This is a genomic window from Tepidiforma bonchosmolovskayae (assembly GCF_008838325.1).
In the GTDB taxonomy this organism is placed as follows: Bacteria; Chloroflexota; Dehalococcoidia; order Tepidiformales; family Tepidiformaceae; genus Tepidiforma; species Tepidiforma bonchosmolovskayae.
The window spans coordinates 2,281,056-2,306,330 of record NZ_CP042829.1; the positions used below are offsets into that span (position 1 = coordinate 2,281,056).

Consider the following 25,275-nt stretch of genomic DNA (forward strand, 5'->3'; position numbering starts at 1 on the left):
TCGTCCGATACTTCGGCATCGCTCACTCCCCCCGCAGAACCAGCGAGACCTGCTCGCTCATCAGCCCGCCGTTGCCGTGGACGAACACCGTGTCGCAGCGCCGGAGCTGTCGTTCGCCGGCCCGGCCGGTCAGCTGCAGGTACGCCTCCGTGATGTGGGACATGCCGCCTGCCATACCCGCCTGCCCGAAGCTGAGCTGTCCCCCGTGCGTGTTCATCGGGAAATCGCCGCGGTAGGTCAGGTCGTGCTCCTCCACAAACTTCCCGGCCTCGCCCTTGCCGCAGAAGCCGGTGTCTTCCAGCGTCAGGAGCACCGTGATCGTGTAGCAGTCGTACAGCGAGGCAAGGTCGATGTCCGACCGCTTCACGCCAGCCATTTCGAAGGCGCGGTCTGCCGCCGCCTTGATCGGCGTCTCCGTGAAGCTGGGGTCATAGGTCACCGACAGGTGCGTCGTATTCTCGCCCCCGCCGATGATGTACGCCGGCCGGTGCTTCGCCCGTTTCGCCTTCTCCTTCGACGTCACCACGACGGCCGCCCCGCCGAAACACGGCATCACAATTTCCAGCATGTGCAGCGGGTCCACAATCACCGGCGAGTTCAGGACATCGTCGATGTCGATCGGGTCGCGGAACACTGCCTTCGGGTTCGCCATCGCGTTCTTCCGCTGGTCGACCGCCACCTTGGCCCGCTGCTCGTCCGTCAGCCCGAACTCGTACGCGTACCGGTTGGCGATGAGCGCGTAGGCGTAGTTCTGCCCGATGGCCCCGAACGGGTAATCGAACTCCCCCATCGGCGAGCCCCACGCCCCCATCCGGAATGTTGGCCCGCCGCCTTTCGGGTTCTTGGGCCGCGGCAGCGTGTGCACGATGCACAGCGCCGTTTCGCAGAGGCCCATCTCGATCGCTATGGCCGCGCGCAGCACTGCGCCGGCACCCGTGGCGCCGCCGAGGTCCACCACCTCCGAAAAGTGCGAGGCGATGCCCAGGTACTCCGTCAAGTGCCCGGGAGCGAACAGCCCGCCCGAGTCGGCCAGGTGGCCGGTCATTAGCCCGTCCACATCGTCGTGGCTGAACCCGGCATCGTCGAGCGCCAGGCGCGCCAGCTCGGCGTACGCCTCCAGGCCCATCCAGGTCCGGTCCGGCCGCCGCACCGGCGCGAACTCGGCGATGCCTACAATCGCGGCCTCGCCGCGCAAACCCCCCATGCGTGTTCCTCCGAACGCGATTCAGCGATCGGCCGCATCCTACCCGCTTACCGCCAACCGGGCGAACCCGACCGCAAGGGGCCATGGTGGCCAACAAAAAGGCCCCCGTTGCGGGAGCCTTGCGCGAGGTCTGGAGGCGCCAGCCGGATTCGAACCGGCGGTGAAGGTTTTGCAGACCTCTGCCTTACCACTTGGCCATGGCGCCGGAGTATGCAATTGGTGCCCAGGGTGAGATTTGAACTCACACGCCCATACAGGCACTGCCCCCTCAAGACAGCGTGTCTGCCATTCCACCACCTGGGCAACGCACCCACATCCTACGGACCATTCCCGCCATGCGGCAAGCGCCTGAGGGTCGGCGCCGGGAATGGCTGGCAGGGGTGGCAGGACTCGAACCCGCGACACTCGGTTTTGGAGACCGATGCTCTACCAGCTGAGCTACACCCCTGTCCGCTTTCATCGTAGCAAAGCTGGCCCAACGCGGAATCCCCCGCAACTCCCTACGCCGCCCGCGGGTGGCTGTTCATCGACCCGCATACCGGGCAGCGCGGCACCCGCGTCACCCGCGGCCGCTCCCCAAACTGGAACCACGCCCCGCAGCGGTCGCACTCCAGCCTCCGGAACATCTTCCCCTCGGCCTCCTTGCCTGCCCACGTCGGCTGCAGCACCCACCGGTTGTGCACGGCGATACCCTCCTGTCATCACTATCGACACGCCGGGCGGCGCGCTGCAGCACCCCCATCCCCGGACACACCGCCGCCTCGAACCTATACTTCGCTCAATGCATAGCCCTCGCCACCTTCTCAGCTCCGCCGACCTCTCCGCTGAAGAGACCGCCTACCTCCTCGACCTCGCCGCCGCCCTCAAACGCCGCCCCCAGAAGGTCTTGGTGGGCAGGCACCTCGCCCTCCTCTTCGAAAAGGCCTCGCTCCGCACCCGCGTCAGCTTCGAAATCGCCATGGACCACCTCGGCGCATTCACCATGTACCTCGACCCCCGCGAGGTCGGCCTCGGCGAACGCGAAGCCATCCGCGACGTCTCCCGCGTGCTCGCCCGCTACGTCGACATCGTGGCCGTCCGCACCTACGGCCAGTCCATCATCGAAGAGTACGCACGCTTTTCGTCGATCCCCGTCATCAACGCGCTGACCGACGAAGAGCACCCCTGCCAGGCGCTGGCCGACCTCCTCACCCTCCGCGAACACATGGGCGACCTCCGCGGCCGCTCACTCGCCTTCGTCGGCGACGGAAACAACGTCTCCACCAGCCTCGTCATCACTGCCACCGCACTGGGCATGGACGTGCGCATCGCCTCGCCCCCCGGCTACCAGCTCCCCGAATGGGCGATCAGCGAAGCGTCCGCCCGGGCCGCAGCCAGCGGCGGCAGCTTCCGCCACACCACCGACCCGGTCGAAGCTGTCCGCGGCGCCGAAGCCCTCTACACCGATGTCTGGACCTCGATGGGCCAGGAACGCGAAGCCGAACGCCGCAAGATCGACTTCGCCGCCTACCAGCTCAACGCCGCCCTCGTCGCCCACGCGAAGCCCGGCGCCTTCATCATGCACGACCTCCCCGCCCACCGCGGCGAAGAGATCACCGACGACGTCTTCGAATCACCGCACGCAATCATCTTCGACCAGGCCGAAAATCGCGTCTGGGCCCAGGCGGCCGTTGTGGCCTTCCTGCTCGGCGCGGATCGCAGCATCGAGCGCTGAACCCGGCATTGCTGCCCGGCAGCGTATGATGAGGCCGCCCGGCCACGGGCTGCCCTGCCTTCGCCATGTTCGACCTGGGTCACGTTCGCGACGTCCTTGATCAGTTCACGTTTACCAGCGCGGTCGATGTCCTCCTCATCGCCGTGCTGATCTACGCTGCACTGCGTCTCCTGAGCGGCACCCGCGCCATGACCCAGCTCCGCGGCGTTGTCGCCCTCTTCCTCGTCTTCGTCGTCCTTGGCCGCGCGCTCGACCTGGTCGTCATCAACTACCTCGTGGAGCACTCGGTGACCGCGCTCCTCGTCGGCGCAGTCATCATCTTCCAGCCCGAAATCCGCCGCGCCCTCGACCGCCTCGGCCGGACCGGCCTCTCCGGCTGGTTCCGCACCGCCGAGTACGGCGATGTCATCGACGCCGTCTCCACGGCCGCCGGCCGCCTCTCGGCCGCCCGCCACGGCGCCATCGTCGTCATCGAGCGCGAAACCGGCCTCCAGGATGTCATCGAAACCGGCGTCCCCGTCGATGCCCGCGTCTCCCCCGAACTCCTGACCAGCATCTTCTTCCCCAACTCGCCGCTCCACGATATGGCCGTCGTCATCCGCGACCAGCGCGTGGTCGCGGCCGGCTGCGTCCTCCCGCTCGCCTCCGACCCGGCCGACCGCAACCTCGGGACCCGCCACCGCGCCGCCCTCGGCATCACCGAGGCAACTGACGCCCTCGCCGTCGTCGTCTCGGAGGAGACCGGCGAAATCAGCGTCGCCCTCGGCGGCCGTCTCACCCCCGTGCCCGACGAGCGCCGCCTCCGTGCCGTCCTCGAGTGGGTCCTCGAGCCGCAGGCAGCGGAACCGCCGCCGGTCGCCCCCACCGGAGCCCGGGCATGAACGGCAACCACCGCCGTCCTTCGCGCCGCCAGGCAGCCCGGCAGGTCCTCGGTGGCATCCTCCGATCCCTCCGCCAGCACTGGGCCCAGGCAACCTTCAGCCTGCTGGCTGCCTTCGCCATCTGGTTTGTAGTCCAGGACGTCGAAAACCCGCGCGTCTCCGTCACCTTCCCCGAAGAGGGGCAGCCGCCCTCCATCGTCGTTACGGCCGAAAATGCCGGACCCTACATCGTGCGCGAAAACTACTCGGTCCGCGTCGTCGCCGAAGGCCGCGCCGATGACCTCGCCGCGCTCACCCCCGCCGACTTCGAAGCCCGCGTCGACGTCCGCGGCATGCAGCCCGGCGTCGAAGAACTCCGCCAGGTGCGCGTCACGAGCCGCCGCCCCGGCGTGCGCGTCCTTCAGGTCATTCCTTCCCAGGTCCGGATTACCCTTGTCGAGCCCGCCACCCGCGAGCTTCCCGTCACCATCCGCCGCTCCGGGCAGCTCCCGGCCGGCTTCCGCGAGGACGAGGCCGCCACCACGGTCGAACCCGCCGTCGTGAAAATCACCGGCCTCCCCGAACGGGTCCAGGCCGTCCAGTCGGTCGACCTCGACGTCAACCTGAGCGGCGTCATAGACCAGGCCTACGTCGTCACAGGCGAACTCGTCGCCCGCTCCGCTACCGGCACGGTCGAGACCGTGACCATCAGCCCTCCCCGCGCCACCGCGACCATCCGCATCGGCCAGGCCTTCGTCCAGCGCACCCTGCCGGTCATCGCCGATATCTCCGGGGCACCGGCCACCGGCTACCGGATCGCGTCCATCACCATCGACCCGCCTGCCGTCACCGTCTCCGGCGAACGCTCGGTCGTCAACGAGCTGACCGCCCTCTCGACCGAAAAAATCGACGTCACCGGCGCCCGCGCCGAACTCCGCCTCGTCCGCAACCTCGTCGCTGTGCCCAACCTCTCGGTCGAGCGCCGGTCTGTCACCGTGGTGGTCAAATTCGAGCCGATCGATGTCGCAGCCACCCTCACCGTCGCCCCCGAACTGCAGAATCTGCCCGCCGGCTTCGCCCGCGACCCCTCCCGCCCGCTCGCCGTCGAGGTCCGCGTGACCGGCCCCGCCGACCTCGTTGCGGTGCTGAAGCCCTCCGACATCAAGGCCGTCGTCTCCCTCGCTGGTGCCACAGCCGGCACCGCAGCCTATCCTGTAACAGTGACAGGTCCATCTGGCCTCAAGCTCGAAGCCCCCGCAACGGTCACCGTCTCGCTCATCCAGGTGCTCCCGTGACCGCCACCGACGTCCTCCCGCGCGTCGTCATCGTCGGCCGCCCCAATGTCGGCAAGTCGTCGCTCTTCAACCGTGTCCTCGGCGAGCGCCGCGCCATCGTCGAAGATGAGCCCGGCACGACCCGCGACCGCCTTGAAGCCGATGTCGAGTGGCTCGACCGCCGCTTCCGCCTGATCGACACCGGCGGCTACGAGACGAACGAGCAGAACGTCTATGCGCCCCTCATCATGGGCCAGGTCCAGCAGGCCATCGATACGGCCGCCGTCATCATTTTTGTCGTCGATGCGCGCGACGGCCTCACCGCCAGCGACTACGACATGGCCGAGGTCGTTCGGCGCGCACAGAAACCGACGATCCTGGTCGCCAACAAGGCCGACAACGAGGCCCGCGAACTGGCCGGCATCGCCGAGGCGTCTGCCCTCGGCTTCGGTGAGCCACTCCCCGTCAGCGCCCTCCACGACGTCAACGTCCGCACCATGCTCGACATGGTGGTCGCACTCCTCCCCGATATCCCCCTCGTCCCCGAGTCCGACCGCACCCGTGTCGCCATCATCGGTCGGCCGAACGTCGGCAAGTCGATGCTCGTCAACGCCATCCTCGGCCAGGAGCGGGTCATCGTCTCCCATGTCGCCGGCACGACCCGCGACGCCATTGACACCGAAATCGACACGCCCGAAGGCTCATTCGTCCTGATTGACACCGCCGGCGTTCGCCGTCCCGGCAAACTCGGCACCGGCGTCGAACGGCATTCCGTCCTCCGCACCACCCGCGCCGTCGAACGGTGCGACGTCGCCGTTCTCGTGGTCGACGGGACCGAGGGCGTCACGGCCCAGGACACCCACATCGCCGGCATCGCCGTCGAAAACGCCAAAGGGCTCGTCATCGCCGTCAACAAGATCGACCTCTGGGACGACCCCGCCGAGCGGAAGGCCTGGGCCGAACGCCAGATGCGCAGCCGCATCCGCTTCGTCCCGTGGGCGCTCTACACCTTCATCTCCGCGCTCGAACGCCGCGGCCTCTCCGAACTCCTGCAGCTCGTCCAGGCGGCCCGCGAGGCCCGCCGCCGCCGAATCCCCACGCCGGAACTCAACGCGGTCCTCGCACGCGCCATCCGCGAGCACGTCCCGCCCCTCGTCCACAACAAGCGGTTCAAGCTCTTCTATGCCACCCAGGCCGGCATCGACCCGCCGACCTTCGTCCTCTTCGTCAACGACCCCGAACTCGTCCACTTCAGCTACCGCCGCTACCTCGAACGCGCCATCCGCGAGGCGGCCGATTTCGAAGGCACCGCCATCAAGCTGGTCTTCAGAGCCCGTTCGGGCGATGATTCCCGGTCGTGATCGACTACGTTCTCAACGCGCTGCTCGGCTACATCCTCGGCTCCCTCCCCTGGGGCCTCATCGTCGGCTACCTCGCTACCGGCCGCGATATCCGCGAGTCCGGCAGCGGGAAAACCGGCACCACGAACGTTCTCCGCACCGCCGGGAAGGTGCCTGCGGTCATCGTTATGGTCCTCGATATCGCCAAGGGTGCTGTCCCGGCGCTCGTCGGCCGCTACGTCTTCGACAGCAATGAGGTGGCGGCCGTCGGCGCCGGCGCGGCCATCGTCGGCCACGTGTGGCCGGTCTTCGCCGGCTTCCGCGGCGGCCGCGGCGTTGCCAGCACCTACGGCGGGATCCTCGGACTCGCCCCCGGCATCTCGCTGCTCTTCCCCCTGATCGGGGCCGTGCTGGTCGGCGCCACGCGCTACGTCTCCTTCATGTCCGTCGTCGGCGTCCCGATCTGCGCCGCCATCATCTGCGGCCTTGCCATCGCCGGGAAAACGGACCCCGCCTTCGCCTGGTACGCCCTCTTCGCCACCGCACTCGTCGAATACAAGCACATCCCCAACATCCGGCGCCTCCTGAACGGAACCGAGCCCCGAATCGGCCAGGGCGGCGACCGACCCGCAACCGGCTGATGCCCGCTTACGCCGTCGTCGGTGCCACCTCCTGGGGCGTCACCCTCGCCGCGCTCCTCGAGCGGGCCGGCAACGACGTCATCCTCCTCGTCCGCTCCGAACTCGAAGCCCGCGCCGTGCGCGCCGCCGGCGGCCTCGAACGCCTCGGCGCCGGCCCGGTGCTCGGGCCCCGCGTCCACATCCACCCGATGCCCCTCACCGCAAATCACGCCGCCGGGGTCAGCGGCGCGCTCGTCGCGGTGCCCTCCCACGCCTTCCGCGCGGCCGTCCAGGCTGCCGGCCTCCCCCGCAGCCTGCCGGTCGTCTCCGCCGCCAAGGGCCTCGACCTCGAAACCTCCAGCCGCATGACCGAGGTCCTCCATGCGCTCGGCTACGACCCCGCCCGGACCGGTGCTCTCTCCGGCCCGAACCTCGCCCACGAAATCATCCGCGGCCTCCCCGCTGCCGCCGTCATCGCCACGCCCGACCTCGAACTCGGCCGCGCCTGGCAAACCGCGCTCTCGGCCGGCGCCTTCCGGGTCTACGCCTCCACCGATGTCGTCGGCGTCGAACTCGCCGGTGCCCTCAAGAACGTCATCGCCATCGCCGCAGGGGCCGCCTGGGGCCTCGAGTTCGGTGCCAACGCTGTCGCAGCCATCATGACCCGCGGCCTCGCTGAGATGACGCGCCTCGGCCTCGCGCTCGGTGCCGAAGTCGCGACCTTCAACGGCCTCGCCGGCGTCGGCGACCTCGCTGCCACCTGCTTCTCGCCCCTCTCCCGCAACCGGCGCTTCGGCGAACTCCTCGCCGCCGGGCGCGCCCCCGCTGACGCCGTCGACGAGATCGGCGAGACCGTCGAAGGCGCCCACACCGCGCCGGTCGCACTCCGCCTCGCCGCCGCCGCGGGCGTCGAGCTTCCCATCACCGCCGAGGTCGCCGCCGTCATCGGCGGGGAGCGTACCGTCCCCGAGGCGATGCTCCGGCTCCTCGGCCGCCCCCTCGCCCGCGAAGAGCTGCCCCGCCGCTGAGCACGCTGGTGGTACGATCGGAGTGATGCCTTCCCCCGCGCTCCAGCGCATCCTCGATGCCCTCGAAGCAGGCACCCGGCCGCGCCCGGCCGAGTTCGCCGCCTTCTCCGACCTCGACCGCGGCGACGCCTCCTACCTGCGCGAGCGGTGGCCGCACATCCCCCTCGCCGAGCGCGAGTTCCTCCTCGACGAGGCCTACGAACTCGCCGACGAAGATATCGCTCTCGACTTCACTGTCCTTGGCCGGGTCGGACTCACCGATGCCGAGCCATCGGTTCGCCTCCGGGCTATCCAGGCCCTCTGGGAGTCCCTCGATCCCGCCGTCGGCGACCTCCTCGTCGGCCTCGTCGAATCCGAGCCCGATCCCGAGGTCCGGGCTGCCGCCGCCCGCAGCCTCCTCCGCTACCTCGAAGCCGCCGAATACGGCCGTCTCGACGACGCCGTCGCCCGCCGTATGGTGCAGGCGCTCATTGCCGCTGCCGAGTCCGGCAGTGAAGACCTCCGCGCCGCCGCTGTCGAGGCGCTCGGCCCGAGCGGCGACCCCAGGGTCCCTGCGCTCATCGAGTCCGCTTACGAAAGCGGTGTCCCCGCCCTCCGGCTCGCCGCCATCCGCGCCATGGGCTACTCCGCCCGCGACCGCTGGGCCGAGTACATCGCCGAGCAGCTCACCGCCGCCGACCCCGAGATGCGGTTTGAGGCCGCGCTCGCCGCCGGCAGCCTCGGCTCCGAAGAGCTCGTGCCGGCCCTTGGCGAAGCGCTCAACGACGACGACGCCGAAGTCCTCTTCGCCGTCATCGAAGCCCTCGGCGACATCGGCGGCGAAGCAGCCGTCGAACTCCTCGAAGCCTACCTTGAAGAGGCGCCGCCCGGCCTCGAAGACGCCGTCGAAGCCGCCCTCGAGGCCGCCCGCGGCATCCAGTTCCGCCGATTCGGAGAACCGCTGTGACATCCCGCTCCCGCCTCCCCATCGAAGACGTCGTCTCCGCTGGCGGCATCCCCTGGCGCAGGAACGAGCGCGGCGAGGTCGAAATCGCCATTTGCGGGCGCCGGGGCGAGAAGCTCTGGGTCCTCCCGAAAGGCACCCCCGACGACGGCGAGCCCCTCGAGGCCACAGCCCTCCGCGAGGTCCGCGAAGAGACCGGCCTCGATGTCCGCCTCGGCGAGCCGATCGGCAGCATCGAATACTGGTTCACCGCCAACGGCACCCGCTACCACAAGCGCGTGCATCACTGGTTGATGGAGCCCGTCGGCGGCGATGTCGCCAACCACGACCACGAGTTCGATGAGGTCCGCTGGGTCACGATCCCCGAGGCGCTCGAACTCCTCACCTTCGAAGGCGAGCGAAACCTCGTCCGCGAGGCTGCCCGCCGCCTCGGAGTCGACGTGTGACGCTCGAGACGCCGCCGGCCGGCTACGATGCCCTCGTGGTCGCCCGCGGCCGCAACGTCGTGCTCCGGCGCCGCCGCCGCGAGGACGCTATCGATGAATACGCCTGGCGCCGCGACCCCGAGACCGCCCGCCTGAACGGCCAGCCGCCCGTTTCCCCCTCGTTTGCCCGCTTCCTCGACACCTTCGAACAGGAATGGCGGCTCGCCGGCCATGGCCGCGACCAGCTCGCCATCGACACCATCGCCGGCGAACACATCGGCACCGTCATGTACTACAACGCCGAGTCCGGCGACTCCGCCGAGCTGGGCATCACCATCGGCGACGCCCGCCGCCGCGGCCAGGGCCTTGGACGCGAGGCCGTCGTCCTCTTCCTCCGTCACCTCTTCGCCAGCCACCCCTTCCGCGAGGTTTATCTCCACACCCTCGCTGACAACCTCCCCGCACGGCGCGCATTCACCGCCGCCGGCTTCAGCCCCACGGTCGCCGTCCAGCGCGGCGACGACCGCTACATCCGCATGGAGGTCCGCCGCGAGTGGTGGCTGCTCTGGGACATGGAGGGGCGCTTCGCCTTCGCCGACCCGCCTGCGCCCGAAAACCCGCCGTTCACCCCGCTGTCACCGCGGGAGTAGCCGCTTCATCACCCCCCTGATCTGGGGCAGGCCGCCCGGCTGCCGACCTTCAAGGTAGAGCACCCCCGCCCCGAACGGCGCTCGGTGCGACGCAGGAAGGTGATATGGAGCAGCCATTCCCCCCGACCTCCGGCAGCCTCGCCATGCAGCCGGAGTACGCCGAGGAACCGCGCCAGCAAGCACCGCGCCCGGCACCCAGCCACCTGCGCGCCCTCCCCTCTCTCCCGGAGGCCCCCGACCACATCTCCGAACTCGGCCTCCCCGAGCGGTTCATCGAGGACCTCACCCTCAAGACCCTCTACCGCATTACCGTCCCCACGCCCATCGGCATCGCCAATGCCATGCGCGTCTCGCCCGGTGTCGCCCGCGAAGCCCTCGATGAGCTCCGGCGCCAGCGCCTCGTCGAAACGACCTCCGCCTCGGGCCGCCTCGAAACGGAGTGGCAGTACCGCCTCACCGAACTCGGCATGCGCGAGGCCGAAAATGCGTTCGGCCGCAGCAAATACGTCGGACCCGTCCCCGTCCCGATCCAGGATTACTTCCGCGTTCTCGAACGCGACACCGAGGTCGGCGCGCCCGACCCGGTCCGACTCGCCCGCGCCCTCCAGCAGCTTGTCCTCGGCCGCGACGTCGTCGCCAAGGTCTGTCTCGCGCTCACCAGCGGCCGCCCGGCCATGCTCTGGGGCGCGCCCGGCAACGGCAAGACCACCATCCTCGAACTCACCAGCGAGGCCATCCAGGGCGTCACCCTCATGCCCATGGCCGTTTACGTCAGCGGCCACATCATCCGCCTCTACGATGACCTCGTGCACCAGCCGGTCGAAGGCGACGACACCGCCGATGCCACGTCCCAGTTCGACCGCCGCTGGCTCCGTATCCGCCGCCCGTTTGTCTTCGTCGGCGGCGAACTCCGCCCCGAGGACCTCGACCTCGCCTACGACCCGGCCCTCGGCTACCACCAGGCGCCGCCCCACGTGAAGGCCCACGGCGGCCTCCTCGCCATCGATGACTTCGGCCGCCAGCAGGTCTCGCCCCAGGCTCTCCTCAACCGCTGGATCGCCGCGCTCGAACGCGGCGAGGACACGATGTCGCTTGTCACCGGCGAGCGCATCACCTTCCCGTTCCGCTCGACCATCTGCTTCAGCACCAACCTCGAACCGAAGGCGATGCTCGAGGAAGCCCATCTCCGCCGGATCCCCTACAAAATCCGTATTCCCGAGCCCACCGCTGAGCAGATGGCCGAAATCTTCCGCCGCTTCGCCGACGCCATGGGCGTCGAAGCCACCCCCCAGGCGATCGATATCGCCGTCGAGCTGGTGCGCCGCGCCTCCAACGGCAACCTCCGCAGCTGCCACCCGCGGGACATCCTCCAGCTCATCATCGAAGAGTCCCGCTTCGTCAAGCGCCCGCCCGTGCTCGAGCCCGGCGCCGCCCGCCGCGCCTGCGAAGTCTACTTCGCCGTCGATCCCGGACCGATCACGCCGCGCCAGTAACGCTGTCGAGAATCTCCGCGAGCTGCCGCGCGCCGTGCAGCAGGCTCGGTCCCGGCGCCAGGATATCCGGCGACTTGATCTCATAGAGCCGCCCAGCCTGCACGGCGCTGACGCCTTCCCAGCCTGGCCGCGCCGCCATCCGCTCCAGCCGCGCCTTCTTGCCGCACCAGCTCGCCACGATCACCTCCGGGTCGCGGCGCACCACCTCCTCCGGCTCAACCACCCGGTCCCGCGCCGACCGGCAGCCGCGCAGCTCCGGGAAGATATCCTCGCCCCCGCACAGCTCAATCAGTTCGCTCACCCACGCAATCCCCGAAATCAGCGGGTTGTCCCACTCCTCGAAGTACACCCGCGGCCGGTGCGCCGGCCGGCCAGGTCTCCCGGCGATTGCCGCAAGCTCAGCCTCGAACCGATCGGCAAGCTCCCGCCCCGCCTCCGGCTGGCCGCAGGCCGCCCCAACCAGCGCAATCGCCTCCGCCGTCTCGCGCAGCGTCCGCTGATTGGTGATGAGCACTGCGACCCCCGCGCGGATCAGCTCCCGCGCGATGTCGGCCTGCAGGTCGCTGAACCCGAGGACCAGGTCCGGCTCCACCGCCAGGATCCGCTCGACATGCGCCGTCTGGAACGCCGCCACCTTCGGCTTCGTCCGCGCCTCCGGCGGCCGCACCGCGTACCCGCTCACGCCTACGACACGGTCGCCCGCGCCCACCGCGAACGCAATCTCGGTCGTTTCCGCCGTCAGGCAGACGATGCGCTTCGGTCCCATCGCCCTACCGGGCCCTCTCCAGCTCGAACTCGTACGTCTCGATGACCGGGTTCGCAAGCAGCCGGCTGCACATCTGGTCGACCTGCTCCGCCGCAGCCTTCGCGTCCTCCGCCGCCAGGCGCACCTGGAAGTACTTGCCCGAGCGCACCCCCTGCACCGTCCCGAAGCCGAGCGAACCGAGCGCGTTAGCAATCGCCAGGCCCTCCGGGTCGTTGACGGTCGGCTTGAGCGAGACGTACACCCGCGCGAGAAACTCGCGCGGCGCCTCGGCGCCCTGCTCCTGCCTGGTCTTCCGCCCCTTCTCCTTCTTCCCGGGCTCCTGCCCCTTCGTCTTCCCGTCTTTCTTGGTCACAGCGAAAGCTCCTCTCCTGTCAGCATGCGGTACGCCCGCAGATACCGCTCGGTTGTCGCTTCCACGACGTCCGGCGGCAGCTCGGGCGCCGGTTCGCCCTCCCGCCAGTGGGCGGCCAGCCAGTCGCGCACCGGCTGCTTGTCGAGGCTCGGCTGCGGACCGCCGGGCCGGTACTCGTTCGCCAGCCAGAACCGGCTGCTGTCCGGCGTCAGCACCTCGTCGATGAGGATGACCTCCTCGTTCCACCAGCCGAACTCGAATTTCGTGTCCGCGATGATGATGCCCTGCTCCAGCGCCACGGTGTGCGCATAGCCGTAAACCGCGAGCGAACGGATGCGCATGGCGTTGGCTGCCTCCTCGCCGACCAGTTCCGCCAGCTGCTCGTAGGTGATGTTCTGGTCGTGCCCCTGGGCTGCTTTGGTGCTCGGCGTGAAGATCGGCTCCGGCAGCCGGTCCGATTCCCGCAGCCCTTCGGGCAGCCGGATTCCGCACACCATGCCCGTCTCCCGGTACTCCTTCCACCCCGAGCCCGAGAGGTAGCCGCGCACGATGCACTCCGCATCCAGCCGCTTCGCCTTCCGCACCAGCATCGAGCGGCCGTAATACTCCGGGCCCAGGTCGAACGGCACCTCCGAACGGTTCTCCGCGGTGACGACGGCGATGAAGTGGTTCGGCACCACCGCCCCGATCCGTTCGAACCACCAGGCCGAGAGCATCGTCAGCACCTTCCCCTTCCCGGGGATCGGCGTCGGCAGCACCACGTCCAGCGCCGAGATCCGGTCGGTCGCCACGATTAGCAGCCGGTCGCCCAGATCGTACGTATCCCGCACCTTCCCGCGGTAGACCGGCGCCGGCAGGTTCGACCAAACCATCGGCTCAGCCACGCTGCGCATCCTCCAGGTTCAGGTAGAACACGGTCGTTGTCGCCGAGGCGAACGCGACCAGCGGCACGGCCAGCACCCCCTGCACCACCGACACGACCGCCTGCACCGCGACCTGCGCATTCCGCGGCCCGGCCACGAGGCCGTCGAGCGCCGAGATCAGGAACGCCGGCCCGAGGAAGATCAGCATGGTCAGCAGGAGGACGCCGAGCATCCGCAGCATGTGCCCCTGCATCAGCGCCCAGCTCCTCCCCAGGGCCGCGAACGGCGACCGCCCCTCCAGCATGAACGCCTGGTGCGCCAGCGCCAGCCGCACGACCAGGTAGGGAAGCAGCACCAGCCCGATGATGGTCAGGGCCAGCAGCACCGACACCGTCACCAGGATGACCAGCAGCGCCAGCAACCCGCCCATCCGCGTGAACGCCGGGTCCAGCGCCTCTGTTAGCGTGACCGGCCTTCCCCGCAGCACCCCCGCAATCGAGACGATTGCCGCCCCGTGCGCCACCTGGGCGAAAAGCGCCTGTCCCGCTCCAACGATGAGCAGGAGCGCCAGGTAGCTCCCGTCCTGGGCGTCGAGCGCCACGTCCCTCAGCGCGGTGGAGAGCGCGACCGCAACCACCAGCGCCGCCACGATCGAGACCGGCACCTCCACGGCTGCGACCGGCAGCAGCACCTCCTTCGGCCTGGTCGTGACCAGGTCCCACGCCGTCGCGATGACCCGCCGCGCCGGCAGCAAGGCGACGCCCGGCGTCATCCCCGGCTGCATCACAGCCCGAGGCGCTCGAAGGTCGCGCCGATGTTCTTCAGGTAGTAGCCGTAATCGAACAGCCCGCGCAGTTCCGCCTCGCTGATGCGGCTCGTCACCTCGGGGTCGGCCAGCAGCAGGTCAAGGAACGGGACCCGCTCGTTCCAGGCCCGCATCGCGTTCCGCTGCACAATCGCGTAGGCGTCCTGGCGGCTCAGCCCCGTCTCGATGAGCGCCAGCAGCACCCGCTGCGAGAACACCAGCCCGTACGAACGTTCAAGGTTCTCGCGCATGTGCTCCGGGTATACCCGCAGCCGGTCCATGATGCCCGTGAACAGGTTCAGCATGTAGTCGAGCACGAGCGTGGCGTCCGGAAACACGATCCGCTCCGTCGACGAATGGCTGATGTCGCGCTCGTGCCACAGCGCCACATTCTCCATCGCCGTGACCGCGTAGCCCCGCAGCACCCGCGCCAGCCCGGTGATCCGCTCGCAGAGCTCGGGGTTCCGCTTGTGCGGCATCGCGCTCGAACCCGTCTGCCCTTCGTCGAACGGCTCCTCCGCCTCGCGCACCTCGGTCTTCTGCAGCGCCCTAATCTCCGTCGCGAACTTCTCGAGTGACGCGCCGATAATCGCCAGTGTCGTCACGAACTGAGCGTGCCGGTCACGCTGGATCACCTGCGTCGAGGCCGCCTCGATCCCAAGGCCCAGCTTCGCGCAGACCAGCTCCTCCACCTTCGGCGGCACCGACGCATGCGTCCCGACGGTCCCCGAGATAGCCCCGACGGCGACCGCCTCGCGCGCTGCGACCAGCCGCGCCCGGTTCCGCCGCATCTCATCGACCCAGACGGCCAGCTTCAGCCCGAAGGTCGTCGGTTCCGCATGGACCCCATGCGTCCGCCCGACGCAGAGCGTGTCGCGGTGCGCCCGCGCCTGCCGCTCCAGCACCGCAAGCAGCGCATCGATGTCGGCCAGGAGGATATCGCTCGCATCCCGCAGCTGCAGCGCCGTTGCGGTGTCCCACACGTCCGAGCTGGTCAGCCCGAAGTGAACATACCGCCCCTCTTCGCCGAGCGAATCAGCCACCGACCGCAGGAACGCGGTCACGTCGTGGTGGGTGATTGCGAGGTACTCGTTGATCTTCGCGACGTCGAACTTCGCATCGCGCCGGATCTTCTCCGCTGCCTCCCGCGGAATCTGGCCCAGCTCCGCCCACGCCTCGCACGCCGCAATCTCGACATCGAGCCAGCGGCGGTATTTCGCCTCGTCGGTCCAGATGGCGGCCATCTCCGGCCGCGAGTAGCGCGGGATCACCCCGCAATGGTAGCCCGCCCGGGCGGCTCGGAGAAGCCGCCTACTCGCCGCCGACCGCCTCCAGCGCGATGTCGGTCCGGTAGTGCATGTCCTTGAAATGAATCCGCCGCACATTGTCGTACACCCGCTCCCGCGCCTCTCGGATCGTCCGGCCCCGCGCCGCCACCGTGAGCGCCCGCCCTCCAGAAGTCACCACGTTCCCGTCGACCAGCTTCGTCCCGCCGTGGAACACGAAGACGTCCGGGTCGACCCGGTCCAGCCCCTCGATCGGGTGCCCGGTTTCATACCTTCCCGGGTAGCCGCCTGGCACCAGCACGACACACACCGCCGGCTCGTCTGCCCACTCCACCGCAACCTCGTGCAGCCGCCCCTCCGCGGCCGCCTTCGTGACCGCAAACAGGTCCGACTTGAGCCGCAGCATGTGCACCTGCGTCTCGGGGTCCCCCGACCGCGCGTTGTACTCGATCACCCTGACGTCGCCGTCCCGGACCATCAGCCCCGGGAAGAGCGTCCCGACGAACGGGTGCCCCTCGGCCGCCATCCCGCGCAGCACCGGCGCAATGACCCGCTCGTGGATGATGCCCGCCAGCCGCTCGTCGATGCCCCGCGTCGGCGCGTATGCGCCCATCCCGCCCGTGTTCAACCCCTGCGCCCCGTCCAGCGCCCGCTTGTAGTCGGTCGCGAACGGCCACAGCACCGCCGTCTTCCCATCGCAGAACGCGTGCGCGCTCGTTTCGAAGCCGCTCAGCTCCTCCTCGACCACGACGGTGCTGCCCGCCTCGCCGAACGCCCGGTCGATGAGCATCGACCGGAGAATGGCGATCGCCTCCTCCCGGTTGGCGGCGCCGACCGCCCCCTTCCCGGCCGCCAGCCCCGACGCCTTCACCCACAGCCGCTGCTCAGGCAGCGATTCCACCCACGCAGCCGCTTCGTCGAACGAGCTGAACGACCGCCCGCGGGCAGTCGGAATGCCGTGCCGCTCCATGAACGCCTTCGCCCACGCCTTGCTCGCCTCGATCCGCGCCGCGTCGGCCACCGGGCCGTAGCAGAGCACGCCCTCGGCCTGCAGCGAGTCGACCAGTCCCAGCGGCTGCGGGTCGTCCATCGTCGCGAGGTAGAAGTCGACGCGCAGATCTTTCGCTGCCCGCACCAGCCCGTCGATATCGGTGGGCCGGATGTCGAGGTTCCGCGCCAGCCGGGCGGTCCCTGCGTTCCCCGGCGCGACGAAGATCTCTCCCACCTCCGGCGACTGCGAGAGCTTCCACGCAACCGCATGCTCCCGCCCGCCGCTCCCCACGAGCAGCACCCGTGCGCTCATCCTCTCACTCCCATTCGATGGTGCCCGGCGGCTTCGGCGTGATGTCGTACACCACCCGGTTCACCCCGTGCACTTCGTTGACGATCCGGTTCGAAATGCGCGACAGCAGCTCATGCGGGAGCCGCGCCCAGTCGGCCGTCATCGCGTCATCCGCGACCACCGCCCGGACCGCTACCGCATAGCCGTACGTGCGGAAGTCCCCCATCACCCCGACGGTCTTCGTGTCCGTCAGCACCGCGAACGCCTGCCACAGGTCCCGGTAAAGCCCCGCCTCCCGGATTTCGTCCATCACAATCCGGTCCGCCCGCCGGAGGATCTCGAGCTTCTCCCGCGTCACTTCGCCGATGCACCGGATAGCCAGCCCCGGCCCCGGGAAGGGATGCCGCCAGACCATCTCGTCCGGCAGTCCGAGGGCCTCGCCGATCCGCCGAACCTCGTCTTTGAAGAGGTACCGAAGCGGCTCCACGAGCTCGAATTTCATGTCCGCCGGGAGGCCGCCCACGTTATGGTGCGTCTTGATCGTGCTCGCGCCCTTGCCGTGCGACCCGCTTTCGATGACGTCCGGGTACAGTGTCCCCTGGCAGAGGAACCGCGCACCCTCGACCTTCCGCGCCTCCCGCTCGAACACCCGCACGAACGTATTCCCGATGCGGACCCGCTTCGTCTCCGGGTTCGTCACTTCGGCCAGCTGCGCGAGGAACTCCTCCGCAGCATCCACGTGCACCAGGTTGATCGCCAGGTTCTTCCGGAAGGTCGTCACGACCTCCTCCGCCTCGCCCGCCCGGAGCAGCCCGTTATCGACGAAGATGCACACCAGGTGGTCGCCCACGGCCCGGTGGACCAGGACCGCGGCGACCGCGCTGTCTACCCCGCCCGAGAGCCCGCAGATCACCCGCCCGCTCCCGACCTGCGCCCGGATCGCCTCCACCGTCTCCTCGATGAAGTTTCCCGGCGTCCATGTTCCCTGCGCGCCGCACACGCCGTGCACGAAGTTCCGCAGGATGTCCTTCCCCCGCGGGGTGTGGACCACCTCCGGGTGAAACTGAAGCCCGTAGTACCCGCGCGAAGGGTCCGCCATCACGGCGAACGGCGAGTTGGCCGTGCTCGCGTACCCGGCGAACCCCGGCGGCAGCACCTCAATCCGGTCGCCGTGGCTCATCCACACTTCGAAGTCGGCGGGCAGGCCGTCCAGCAGCGGCGCCGCATGGTCCCGGTGCACCACCGCCGGCCCGTACTCCCGTTCGGCGCCGGGCGCCACTTGCCCGCCGAGCTGGTGCGCCATCACCTGCATGCCGTAGCAGATGCCCAGCACCGGCAGCCCCGACTCCCACACCCAGTCCGGCGCCAGCGGCGCGCCCTCCTCGTAGACGCTGTTCGGCCCGCCCGAGAGGATAATCCCCCGCACGTCCATGCCTGCCAGCCGCTCGCGCGGCACGTCGTATGGCAGGAGTTCGCAGTAGGTGTTCAGCTCCCGGACCCGCCGCGCAATGAGCATCGAGAACTGCGACCCAAAATCAAGAACCACGATGCTCTCGTGGCGTTTCGCCGGGTCCTGTGCGCCTGCCGGGGAAGTTACAGGGTCCGTTGCTGCCATGGAACGCGGTACACTCGAATCGAACGCTATCCCACTTCAGGGGTCCGGGCAACGGACCCTGTTTCGTGCCGATGACAAACCCCGCCCCTTCCCTCATTGACCGCGCTGTCGAACTGCTCCGCCTCGGCGAGCTGGTCATCCTCCCCACCGACACCGTCTACGGCATCGCCGCCGATGCCCGGAACGACGAAGCCGTTACCGCGATCTACCGCGCGAAGCAGCGCGACCCGGGCCAGCCGCTCCAGCTCCTCTTCGGCCGCGACCCGGCCCTGCTCGAGCAGTACGCCGACCTGACCCCGGCCGCCCGCCGCCTCGTCGATACCCTCGGACCCGGCGCATGGACCATCATCGTCCCCTGCCGGCCCGGCTGGTCGAGCCCGGCGCTCTCCGGCGGCAGCACCGTCGGCTTTCGCATCGTTCCCGTCGACATCGTCCTCGACATCGTTGATGCCCTCGGCGCGCCGCTCGCCGCCACCAGCGCGAACGTCTCCGGCGGCCCGAGCCCCGTCACGGCTGAGGAGGCCGCCCGGCAGGTCGGCGCCTTCTGCGCGATGACCATCGACGCCGGCCCCACCGCGCAGGGCATCGACTCCACCGTCATCGACCTCTCCGGCCCCGAACCCATCGTCCTTCGCGAAGGCGCAATCACCGCTAACCTGCTCGCTTCTATACTGGGCGTCGCCTCCATCCCCGTCCGCAGGAGCGTCCGCTCGTGAAACTCGCTTTCGGCGCCGATCACGCCGGCTTCGAACTGAAGAACCACCTCGCTGGCGTCGCGCGCGACCTCGGCCACGAGGTGCTCGACCTCGGCACCCATTCGCCCGACTCCGTCGACTACCCTGACTTCGCTGAGGCCGTCGGCCGCGCCGTCCTCGATGGCCGCGCCGACCTCGGCGTCGTGCTCTGCTCCAACGGCGTCGGCATCTCCATCACCGCCAACAAGATGCCCGGCATCCGCTGCGCGCTCTGCCACACGAGCTGGGGCGCGGCCCGGGCACGCCAGCACGTCAACGCCAACGTCCTGGCCCTCGGCGCCTGGGAGATCGGCCGCGGCGTCGCAGAGGATATCCTCCGCGCCTTCCTTGCGAACGAATTCGAAGGCGGCCGCCACGAGCGCCGGCTCGCCAAGCTCCACGACGTCGAGCGGCGCGGCATCGCCGCGGAGGCCCCCAACGCATGAATGACAGCATCGGCAAGAAGACAGTCCGCGACATCGACGTCCGCGGCCGGCGCGTCCTCGTCCGCGCCGACCTCAATGTCCCCATCGAGAACGGCGTCATCACCGACGACACCCGCATCCGCGAGTCCCTCCCGACCATCCGCTACCTGCTCGACCACGGCGCGCAGGTCATTGTGTGCTCCCACCTCGGCCGGCCGAAGGGTCCCGACCCCGCCCTCTCGCTCGCCCCGGTGGCCGGGCGCATGGCGAACCTCCTCGGGCAGGAGGTGCTCTTCGCCGAGGATTGCGTCGGGCCGAAGGCCGAGGCTGCCGTCCAGGCGATGGGCCACCATGTCCTCCTCCTCGAAAACCTCCGCTTTCATCCGGAAGAAGAGAAAAACGACCCCGAGTTCGCCCGCCAGCTCGCCAGCCTTGCCGAGATCTTCGTGAACGACGCCTTCGGCGCTGCCCACCGCGCCCACGCCTCCACGGAGGGCGTGACGCACTACCTTCCGGCCGTCGCCGGCCTCCTCATGGAGAAGGAGGTCCGGTACCTCGGCGCCCTCGTCGCCAACCCGCCCCACCCCTTTGCTGCCGTGGTCGGCGGCGCCAAGGTCAGCAGCAAACTGCCGGCCATCCAGCACCTCCTCCCAAAGGTCGACCTCCTCCTCGTCGGAGGCGGCATGGCGAACACCTTCCTCAAGGCGAAGGGGTACGAAATCGGCGCCTCCCTCGTCGAGGACGACCTCCTCGACGCCGCCCGCGCCGTCATGCGCGATGCCGAATCCCGCGGCGTCGAACTCCGCCTGCCCGTCGACGTCGTCGTTGCCAGCCGGTTCGCCGCCGATGCCGAAACTGAGACCGTCCCTGTCGACGCCGTGCCCCCCGGCTACCTCATCCTCGACATCGGCCCCGAGACGGTGCGCCAGTTCGCCGACGCGCTGCAGCGCGCAAAGGCGGTCGTCTGGAACGGGCCGATGGGCGTCTTCGAAATGGAGCCCTTCGCCAACGGCTCCTTCGAACTTGCCCGCGCCATCGCCGGCCTCGACGCCGTGACCGTCGTCGGCGGCGGCGAGACGGCGGCCGTCGTGGCCGCGGCCGGCCTGCAGGACCGCTTCACCCACGTTTCCACCGGCGGTGGCGCCTCGCTCGAAATGCTCGAAGGCAAGACCCTGCCCGGCGTCGCCGCCCTCCTCGATGCCTGAGCCCGCGCAGCGGTTCGGCTTCCGCTGGCGCCGTGCCGGGGCCGCAGCCCTCGGGCTCATGACCCTCGGGCTCCTCATCCTTGCCGGCGCTGTCGCGGCAGCGGCGTGGCTTGACGGCAAATTCACCGCAGCGCTCGTCGCCCTCCCGCTGCTCCTTGCTGCCGCGTTCACTGCCGCCATGGCCGCGAAGCTCCCGGCGGCCGTCGTATGCCCTACCGCTTTGGGTCTTGCCGTCGACTTCCCGGTCGCCCTCTCCTCGGTTATCCCATGGGGTGAAATCGAGGCCGCGGCCGTCGCCCATCACCCGTGGTGGCACGGGCTGGGTATCCGCCTTATCGGGGCGGGAGGAGTTGCGCTCGCCACGGCCCCCGGTCCCGCCGCCGAGCTTGTCTTGCGCCACCCGCAGCGCGTGACCATCATCCCCCCGGTGGCCCGGGTGCGCGCCCGCCGCCTCCGCCTCACGGTCGACGACCCGGCCGGTCTCGTCGAAACCGTCACATCGAGGTCATTTCCATAACGGGAGTTCAACCTTGCGCTTGCGCCGACCTTTCATCGCCGGCAACTGGAAGATGCACACCACCGAAGCCGATGCCGTCGCACTCGCCGCCGCCGTCCGCGAGCAGACCGCCGCGGCCGCCTGCGATGTCGCCGTCTGCGTCCCCTTCCCCCACCTCGGCCCCGTCCGCGAGGCGCTCCGCGGCGGCCACGTCCGGCTCGGTGCACAGGACGTCCACTGGGAGCCGAAGGGCGCCTTCACCGGTGAGGTCAGCGCCCCGATGCTCGAAGACTACTGCCAGCTCGTCATCATCGGCCACAGCGAACGCCGCCAGTACTTCTGCGAGACCGACGAGTGGGTCAACCGGAAGCTCCGCGCACTCCTCGCCTCCCGTCTCGACCCGATCGTCTGCATCGGCGAAACCCTCGACCAGCGCCGCGCCGGCGAAACCGAGGCCGTCCTTGAACGCCAGCTCCGGGGCGCCCTCGCCGGTATCGAGCCGTCCGCCCGCATCACCATCGCCTACGAGCCTGTCTGGGCCATCGGCACCGGCGAAACCGCCACGCCCGAACAGGCGCAGGAGGCCTGCGCCTTCGTCCGCCGCATCCTCCGCGAACTGGGCGGCCCCGTCGCCGACGCTATCCGGATCCAGTATGGTGGAAGCGTGAATCCCGCCAACGCCGCCGCGCTGCTGGCCCAGCCCGATATCGACGGCGCCCTCGTCGGGGGTGCCTCGCTCGATGTCGCCCAGTTCGCCGCAATCTGCGCGGCCGTGCCTGCCTGATGCTCCGCCGGCTCGTCGCCATCGTCGGCGCCACCGGCACCGGCAAAAGCGCCGCCGCCCTCCAGCTCGCGCAGCGCCTCGGCGGCGAAATCGTCAACGCCGACAGCCGCCAGGTCTACCGCGGCATGGATATCGGCACCGCCAAGCCGACGCCCGCAGAGCGCCGGCTTGTCCGCCACCACCTCTACGACATCCGCGACCCCCGCGAGGGCTACTCACTTGCCGAATACCGGGCCGACGCCCGCACCGCGTTCGAAGCCATCTGGGCACGCGGCAGCTTCCCCTGGCTGGTCGGCGGCACCCCCCAGTACGCCTGGGCCATCCTCGAAAACTGGCAGGTGCCGGCGGTCCCGCCCGACCCCGGGCTGCGCGACGCCCTGCAGGCGTTCGCCGACGCCGTAGGCCCGGCGGCCCTCCACGCCCGCCTCGCCGCCGTCGACCCGGCCTCTGCCGCCCGCATCGACCCGCGGAATGTCCGGCGCGTCATCCGCGCCCTCGAGGTGTACGAGAAGACCGGCAAACCCATCTCCGCCTGGCAGCAGAAAGGCGCGCCCGACTTCGAGTACCTCCTCTTCGCCATCGATGTGCCCCGCCAGGAGCTCTACCGCCGGGTCGATGAACGGGTCGAGCGCATGTTCGCTGCCGGCCTCGTCGACGAGGTTCGTGCCCTGCTCGATGCCGGCGTCCCGCCCGACGCCCCCGCCATGTCCTCCATCGGGTACGCCGAGACCGTCGCCTTCCTCCAGGGGAAGCTCACCCTGGCCGACGCTATCGAGCGGACGAAGCGCGCTACCCACCGCCTGGTCCGCTCCCAGGAGCAGTGGTTCCGCCGCGATGACCCCCGCATCACCTGGGTCCGCGACGCCGACGACATCGACCTCCAGGCGAACATCTTCACCGGCGTCTGCACCAACGCCATCCGCGGCGAGCGCCGGTAGCCGGCCCGGCCGCTACACTCTCCCCATGCGCGTTACCAAGATGCACGGCCTCGGCAACGACTACATCTACCTCGCACCCGCCCGCGAGGACGAATATGACTGGCCCGAGCTCTCCCGCCGCGTCAGCGATCGCCACTTCGGCGTCGGCAGCGATGGGCTCATCCTCGCCCTTCCGTCGAAGGTTGCCGACGTCCGCATGCGCATCTTCAACGCCGACGGCTCCGAAGCCGAGATGTGCGGCAACGGCATCCGCTGTCTCGTGAAGTTCGCCGTCGAAGAGGGGCTCGTCCCTGCCGACCGCGACGAGGTCACCGTCGAGACGCTCGCCGGGATCAAGACCATCGCCGTCTTCCGCGAAAACGGCGTGGTCACCGCGGCTCGTGTCGATATGGGGCCGCCCAGCTTCGATCCTGCTGACCTCCCGGCCGCCGTCGAAGGGCCCGGTCCAGTCATCGACCTCCCCCTCACCGTCGACGGCGTCGACCTCCGCCTCACGCTCGTCAGCATGGGCAATCCCCACGCCATCCATTACGTGCAGACCGACCCCGCCGAGTTCCCGCTCGAGCGCATCGGCCCCCTCGTCGAACATCACCCCCTCTTCCCCAAGCGCGTCAACTTCCAGGTCGTCCAGGTGCTCGGCCCCGGCGAGGTCCGCCACCGCGTCTGGGAGCGCGGCTCGGGCATCACCCTCGCCTCCGGCACCAGCGCCTCGGCCGTGGCCGCCGCCTCCCGCCTGCGCGGCCTGACCGGCGACCGCATCGTCGACCACATGCCCGGCGGCGACCTCATCCTCGAGTGGGATGGCGCCGGCTCCGTGTTCATGACCGGCCCCGCCGTCCGCGTCTTCGATGCCGAATGGTATACATAAGCGCCGTCATCCGCGGCCCTAACGCCTGCCCGTGGTAGGATCGACCCCGTTCGCGCCCGGCGCCGCCCCGGAGCCGCGGCCGCGCGCCAACCCTGCACCCAGGACACCCGCATGAAGCTCGCCCGCCGCGTCGAGGCGCTCCCGCCCTACCTGTTCGCCGAAATCTCGAAGAAAATCGCCGCAAAGCGCGCCCAGGGCGTCGATATCGTCACCTTCGGCATCGGCGACCCCGACCTGCCCACGCCGCGCCACATCCTCGATGCCCTCCACCAGGCCGCCGAGGACCCGGTGAACCATCGCTATCCGGAATCCGAGGGGCTCCCCGAGCTCCGCGAAGCAATCGCCCGCTACTACCAGCGCCGCTTCGAGGTCTCCTTCGACCCGATGAAGGAGACCCTCCCCCTCATCGGCTCGAAAGAGGGCATCGGCCACATCGCCCTCTGCTTCATCGACCCCGGCGACATCGCCCTCGTTCCCGACCCGGCGTACCCGGTCTACGAGATCGGCACCATGTTCGCCGGCGGCGAATGCTACCGCCTCGACCTCAAGCGCGAGAATGGCTGGCTCCCCGACCTCGACGCCATCCCCGACGACGTCGCTCGCCGCGCGAAGGTCCTCTGGCTCAACTACCCGAACAATCCCACGGGAGCCGTCGCCCCGCTCGAGTTCTTCGAAAAGGCGGTCGCCTGGGCGAAGAAGTACGACGTTGCCATCCTCCACGACAACCCCTACTGCGACGTCGCCTACGACGGCTACAACCCCCCGACCATCTTCCAGGTCCCCGGCGCAAAGGACGTCGCCGTCGAATTCAACTCCTGGTCGAAGGCCTACAACATGACCGGCTGGCGCATCGGCATGGTCGTCGGCAACGCCCAGATGGTCGACGCCCTCATGCGCGTCAAGTCCAACCTCGATAGCGGCATCCCCCAGGCCATCCAGAAGATGGCCATCGCTGCCATCGACGGCCCCCAGGACTGCATCGAGGAGCACAACCGCATCTACCAGCGCCGCCGCGACCGCATCGTCGAAGTCCTCCGCAAGTGCGGCCTCGAAGTCGATGTGCCAAAGGCCTCCCTCTACGTCTGGGCGAAACTCCCCGATGGCATCACCAGCGCCGACTACGCCGCCCGCCTCATCGACGAAACCGGCGTCGTCGTGACCCCCGGCCGCGGCTACGGGCTCAACGGCGAGGGCTACATCCGCCTGTCGGTCACGACACCCGACGACCGGCTCGAAGAGGGGATGCGCCGCCTCGAGGAGTGGTCTGCAAAGCGCTGAGGGAAAACCCTCGCAGCGCCGCCCCGC

General features: G+C 69.5%; 27 protein-coding genes and 3 tRNA genes. 18 read left to right on the plus strand and 12 right to left on the minus strand.

What is annotated here, in order from left to right:
- Positions 1–22: 22 nt before the first annotated feature.
- The 5 genes from Tbon_RS11385 to Tbon_RS13965 all read right to left on the minus strand — a co-directional run bounded on the left by Tbon_RS11385 (position 23) and on the right by Tbon_RS13965 (position 1,887).
- Positions 23–1,204, minus strand: a complete 1,182-nt coding sequence (locus Tbon_RS11385) for a thiolase family protein (protein WP_158067818.1) — start codon at positions 1,202–1,204, stop codon at positions 23–25.
- A gap of 131 nt (positions 1,205–1,335) precedes the next feature.
- Positions 1,336–1,409 (minus strand) — tRNA-Cys (locus tag Tbon_RS11390).
- A 12-nt stretch (positions 1,410–1,421) separates the two neighbouring features.
- Positions 1,422–1,507 (minus strand) — tRNA-Leu (locus tag Tbon_RS11395).
- 69 nt (positions 1,508–1,576) lie between these two features.
- Positions 1,577–1,652, minus strand: a tRNA-Trp gene (locus Tbon_RS11400).
- Positions 1,653–1,704: 52 nt separating this feature from the next.
- A complete protein-coding gene (locus Tbon_RS13965; protein ID WP_192497945.1) occupies positions 1,705–1,887 on the minus strand; it encodes a hypothetical protein in 183 nt (60 codons plus the stop codon).
- Between the two features lie 98 nt (positions 1,888–1,985).
- Between Tbon_RS13965 and argF the strand changes: the two genes are divergently transcribed.
- The 10 genes from argF (at position 1,986) to Tbon_RS11450 (ending at position 11,551) form a co-directional block, all read left to right on the plus strand.
- Positions 1,986–2,918 (plus strand): ornithine carbamoyltransferase, encoded by a 933-nt coding sequence (argF, locus tag Tbon_RS11405; RefSeq protein WP_192497946.1) that lies wholly within the window; start codon positions 1,986–1,988, stop codon positions 2,916–2,918.
- Between the two features lie 65 nt (positions 2,919–2,983).
- Positions 2,984–3,799 carry a diadenylate cyclase CdaA gene (gene cdaA, locus Tbon_RS11410; protein ID WP_158067820.1) on the plus strand — a complete coding sequence of 272 codons (816 nt, stop codon included), beginning with the start codon at positions 2,984–2,986 and terminating at the stop codon, positions 3,797–3,799.
- The gene (locus Tbon_RS11415) at positions 3,796–5,073 is read left to right on the plus strand and encodes a CdaR family protein (protein WP_158067821.1); all 1,278 of its coding nucleotides are present in this window, start codon (positions 3,796–3,798) and stop codon (positions 5,071–5,073) included. The genes cdaA and Tbon_RS11415 overlap by 4 nt, the downstream gene beginning before the upstream one ends.
- A complete protein-coding gene (gene der / locus Tbon_RS11420; protein WP_158067822.1) occupies positions 5,070–6,413 on the plus strand; it encodes a ribosome biogenesis GTPase Der in 1,344 nt (447 codons plus the stop codon). Before Tbon_RS11415 ends, der begins: the two co-directional genes overlap by 4 nt.
- Positions 6,410–7,033: a glycerol-3-phosphate 1-O-acyltransferase PlsY gene (gene plsY / locus Tbon_RS11425; protein ID WP_098504316.1), complete on the plus strand. Its 624-nt coding sequence runs from the start codon at positions 6,410–6,412 to the stop codon at positions 7,031–7,033. Before der ends, plsY begins: the two co-directional genes overlap by 4 nt.
- Positions 7,033–8,040 carry an NAD(P)H-dependent glycerol-3-phosphate dehydrogenase gene (locus tag Tbon_RS11430; RefSeq protein ID WP_158067823.1) on the plus strand — a complete coding sequence of 336 codons (1,008 nt, stop codon included), beginning with the start codon at positions 7,033–7,035 and terminating at the stop codon, positions 8,038–8,040. Before plsY ends, Tbon_RS11430 begins: the two co-directional genes overlap by 1 nt.
- Positions 8,041–8,065: 25 nt before the next feature.
- On the plus strand, positions 8,066–8,986 hold the full coding sequence (locus Tbon_RS11435; protein WP_158067824.1) for a HEAT repeat domain-containing protein: 921 nt from the start codon (positions 8,066–8,068) through the stop codon (positions 8,984–8,986).
- Positions 8,983–9,429, plus strand: coding sequence for an NUDIX hydrolase (locus tag Tbon_RS11440; RefSeq protein ID WP_192497947.1), 447 nt, complete (start codon positions 8,983–8,985; stop codon positions 9,427–9,429). The genes Tbon_RS11435 and Tbon_RS11440 overlap by 4 nt, the downstream gene beginning before the upstream one ends.
- Positions 9,426–10,058, plus strand: a complete 633-nt coding sequence (locus Tbon_RS11445; protein ID WP_192497948.1) for a GNAT family N-acetyltransferase — start codon at positions 9,426–9,428, stop codon at positions 10,056–10,058. Before Tbon_RS11440 ends, Tbon_RS11445 begins: the two co-directional genes overlap by 4 nt.
- A gap of 104 nt (positions 10,059–10,162) precedes the next feature.
- The gene (locus tag Tbon_RS11450) at positions 10,163–11,551 is read left to right on the plus strand and encodes a helix-turn-helix domain-containing protein (protein ID WP_158067827.1); all 1,389 of its coding nucleotides are present in this window, start codon (positions 10,163–10,165) and stop codon (positions 11,549–11,551) included.
- Here the strand turns inward: Tbon_RS11450 and Tbon_RS11455 are convergent.
- Genes Tbon_RS11455 through guaA form a run of 7 tightly spaced genes read right to left on the minus strand, consistent with a single transcriptional unit; the run spans position 11,535 to position 18,520 of the window.
- Positions 11,535–12,317, minus strand: a complete 783-nt coding sequence (locus tag Tbon_RS11455) for a cobalamin-binding protein (protein WP_158067828.1) — start codon at positions 12,315–12,317, stop codon at positions 11,535–11,537. The two genes, Tbon_RS11450 and Tbon_RS11455, sit on opposite strands and share 17 nt — an antisense overlap.
- A gap of 4 nt (positions 12,318–12,321) precedes the next feature.
- Positions 12,322–12,669, minus strand: a complete 348-nt coding sequence (gene purS, locus Tbon_RS11460) for a phosphoribosylformylglycinamidine synthase subunit PurS (protein WP_225734611.1) — start codon at positions 12,667–12,669, stop codon at positions 12,322–12,324.
- Positions 12,666–13,562 carry a phosphoribosylaminoimidazolesuccinocarboxamide synthase gene (locus Tbon_RS11465; protein ID WP_158067829.1) on the minus strand — a complete coding sequence of 299 codons (897 nt, stop codon included), beginning with the start codon at positions 13,560–13,562 and terminating at the stop codon, positions 12,666–12,668. Before Tbon_RS11465 ends, purS begins: the two co-directional genes overlap by 4 nt.
- Positions 13,546–14,304: a hypothetical protein gene (locus Tbon_RS11470; RefSeq protein WP_192497949.1), complete on the minus strand. Its 759-nt coding sequence runs from the start codon at positions 14,302–14,304 to the stop codon at positions 13,546–13,548. The genes Tbon_RS11465 and Tbon_RS11470 overlap by 17 nt, the downstream gene beginning before the upstream one ends.
- 11 nt (positions 14,305–14,315) lie before the next feature.
- Positions 14,316–15,608 (minus strand): adenylosuccinate lyase, encoded by a 1,293-nt coding sequence (purB, locus tag Tbon_RS11475; protein WP_158067831.1) that lies wholly within the window; start codon positions 15,606–15,608, stop codon positions 14,316–14,318.
- A 40-nt stretch (positions 15,609–15,648) separates the two neighbouring features.
- On the minus strand, positions 15,649–16,926 hold the full coding sequence (gene purD / locus Tbon_RS11480; RefSeq protein ID WP_225734613.1) for a phosphoribosylamine--glycine ligase: 1,278 nt from the start codon (positions 16,924–16,926) through the stop codon (positions 15,649–15,651).
- Positions 16,927–16,930: 4 nt separating this feature from the next.
- Positions 16,931–18,520, minus strand: coding sequence for a glutamine-hydrolyzing GMP synthase (gene guaA / locus Tbon_RS11485; protein WP_158067832.1), 1,590 nt, complete (start codon positions 18,518–18,520; stop codon positions 16,931–16,933).
- Between the two features lie 71 nt (positions 18,521–18,591).
- Here guaA and Tbon_RS11490 point away from each other — a divergent pair, with 71 nt between their 5' ends.
- The 8 genes from Tbon_RS11490 to Tbon_RS11525 all read left to right on the plus strand — a co-directional run bounded on the left by Tbon_RS11490 (position 18,592) and on the right by Tbon_RS11525 (position 25,248).
- On the plus strand, positions 18,592–19,236 hold the full coding sequence (locus Tbon_RS11490) for an L-threonylcarbamoyladenylate synthase (RefSeq protein WP_158067833.1): 645 nt from the start codon (positions 18,592–18,594) through the stop codon (positions 19,234–19,236).
- On the plus strand, positions 19,233–19,700 hold the full coding sequence (gene rpiB, locus Tbon_RS11495) for a ribose 5-phosphate isomerase B (protein ID WP_158067834.1): 468 nt from the start codon (positions 19,233–19,235) through the stop codon (positions 19,698–19,700). Before Tbon_RS11490 ends, rpiB begins: the two co-directional genes overlap by 4 nt.
- Positions 19,701–19,708: 8 nt before the next feature.
- Positions 19,709–20,884: a phosphoglycerate kinase gene (locus Tbon_RS11500; RefSeq protein WP_158068303.1), complete on the plus strand. Its 1,176-nt coding sequence runs from the start codon at positions 19,709–19,711 to the stop codon at positions 20,882–20,884.
- The gene (locus Tbon_RS11505) at positions 20,877–21,401 is read left to right on the plus strand and encodes a hypothetical protein (protein ID WP_158067835.1); all 525 of its coding nucleotides are present in this window, start codon (positions 20,877–20,879) and stop codon (positions 21,399–21,401) included. The genes Tbon_RS11500 and Tbon_RS11505 overlap by 8 nt, the downstream gene beginning before the upstream one ends.
- A gap of 19 nt (positions 21,402–21,420) precedes the next feature.
- Complete coding sequence (tpiA, locus tag Tbon_RS11510; protein WP_158067836.1) at positions 21,421–22,164, plus strand: triose-phosphate isomerase; 744 nt, start codon at positions 21,421–21,423, stop codon at positions 22,162–22,164.
- Complete coding sequence (gene miaA / locus Tbon_RS11515; protein WP_158067837.1) at positions 22,164–23,102, plus strand: tRNA (adenosine(37)-N6)-dimethylallyltransferase MiaA; 939 nt, start codon at positions 22,164–22,166, stop codon at positions 23,100–23,102. Before tpiA ends, miaA begins: the two co-directional genes overlap by 1 nt.
- Positions 23,103–23,127: 25 nt before the next feature.
- On the plus strand, positions 23,128–23,970 hold the full coding sequence (gene dapF / locus Tbon_RS11520; protein WP_158067838.1) for a diaminopimelate epimerase: 843 nt from the start codon (positions 23,128–23,130) through the stop codon (positions 23,968–23,970).
- A 111-nt stretch (positions 23,971–24,081) separates the two neighbouring features.
- Positions 24,082–25,248, plus strand: a complete 1,167-nt coding sequence (locus Tbon_RS11525; protein WP_158067839.1) for an LL-diaminopimelate aminotransferase — start codon at positions 24,082–24,084, stop codon at positions 25,246–25,248.
- Positions 25,249–25,275: the final 27 nt, after the last annotated feature.

What these genes read in the sequence shown, in the direction of transcription:
- Tbon_RS11385 (WP_158067818.1), bottom strand. Translation starts at nt 1,204, where the DNA reads ATGGGGGGTTTGCGCGGCGAGGCCGCGATTGTAGGCATCGCCGAGTTC.
- argF (WP_192497946.1), top strand. Translation starts at nt 1,986, where the DNA reads ATGCATAGCCCTCGCCACCTTCTCAGCTCCGCCGACCTCTCCGCTGAA.
- cdaA (WP_158067820.1), top strand. Translation starts at nt 2,984, where the DNA reads ATGTTCGACCTGGGTCACGTTCGCGACGTCCTTGATCAGTTCACGTTT.
- Tbon_RS11415 (WP_158067821.1), top strand. Translation starts at nt 3,796, where the DNA reads ATGAACGGCAACCACCGCCGTCCTTCGCGCCGCCAGGCAGCCCGGCAG.
- Tbon_RS11430 (WP_158067823.1), top strand. Translation starts at nt 7,033, where the DNA reads ATGCCCGCTTACGCCGTCGTCGGTGCCACCTCCTGGGGCGTCACCCTC.
- Tbon_RS11435 (WP_158067824.1), top strand. Translation starts at nt 8,066, where the DNA reads ATGCCTTCCCCCGCGCTCCAGCGCATCCTCGATGCCCTCGAAGCAGGC.
- Tbon_RS11450 (WP_158067827.1), top strand. Translation starts at nt 10,163, where the DNA reads ATGGAGCAGCCATTCCCCCCGACCTCCGGCAGCCTCGCCATGCAGCCG.
- Tbon_RS11455 (WP_158067828.1), bottom strand. Translation starts at nt 12,317, where the DNA reads ATGGGACCGAAGCGCATCGTCTGCCTGACGGCGGAAACGACCGAGATT.
- Tbon_RS11465 (WP_158067829.1), bottom strand. Translation starts at nt 13,562, where the DNA reads ATGCGCAGCGTGGCTGAGCCGATGGTTTGGTCGAACCTGCCGGCGCCG.
- Tbon_RS11470 (WP_192497949.1), bottom strand. Translation starts at nt 14,304, where the DNA reads ATGACGCCGGGCGTCGCCTTGCTGCCGGCGCGGCGGGTCATCGCGACG.
- purD (WP_225734613.1), bottom strand. Translation starts at nt 16,926, where the DNA reads ATGAGCGCACGGGTGCTGCTCGTGGGGAGCGGCGGGCGGGAGCATGCG.
- guaA (WP_158067832.1), bottom strand. Translation starts at nt 18,520, where the DNA reads ATGGCAGCAACGGACCCTGTAACTTCCCCGGCAGGCGCACAGGACCCG.
- Tbon_RS11490 (WP_158067833.1), top strand. Translation starts at nt 18,592, where the DNA reads ATGACAAACCCCGCCCCTTCCCTCATTGACCGCGCTGTCGAACTGCTC.
- Tbon_RS11505 (WP_158067835.1), top strand. Translation starts at nt 20,877, where the DNA reads ATGCCTGAGCCCGCGCAGCGGTTCGGCTTCCGCTGGCGCCGTGCCGGG.
- miaA (WP_158067837.1), top strand. Translation starts at nt 22,164, where the DNA reads ATGCTCCGCCGGCTCGTCGCCATCGTCGGCGCCACCGGCACCGGCAAA.
- dapF (WP_158067838.1), top strand. Translation starts at nt 23,128, where the DNA reads ATGCGCGTTACCAAGATGCACGGCCTCGGCAACGACTACATCTACCTC.
- Tbon_RS11525 (WP_158067839.1), top strand. Translation starts at nt 24,082, where the DNA reads ATGAAGCTCGCCCGCCGCGTCGAGGCGCTCCCGCCCTACCTGTTCGCC.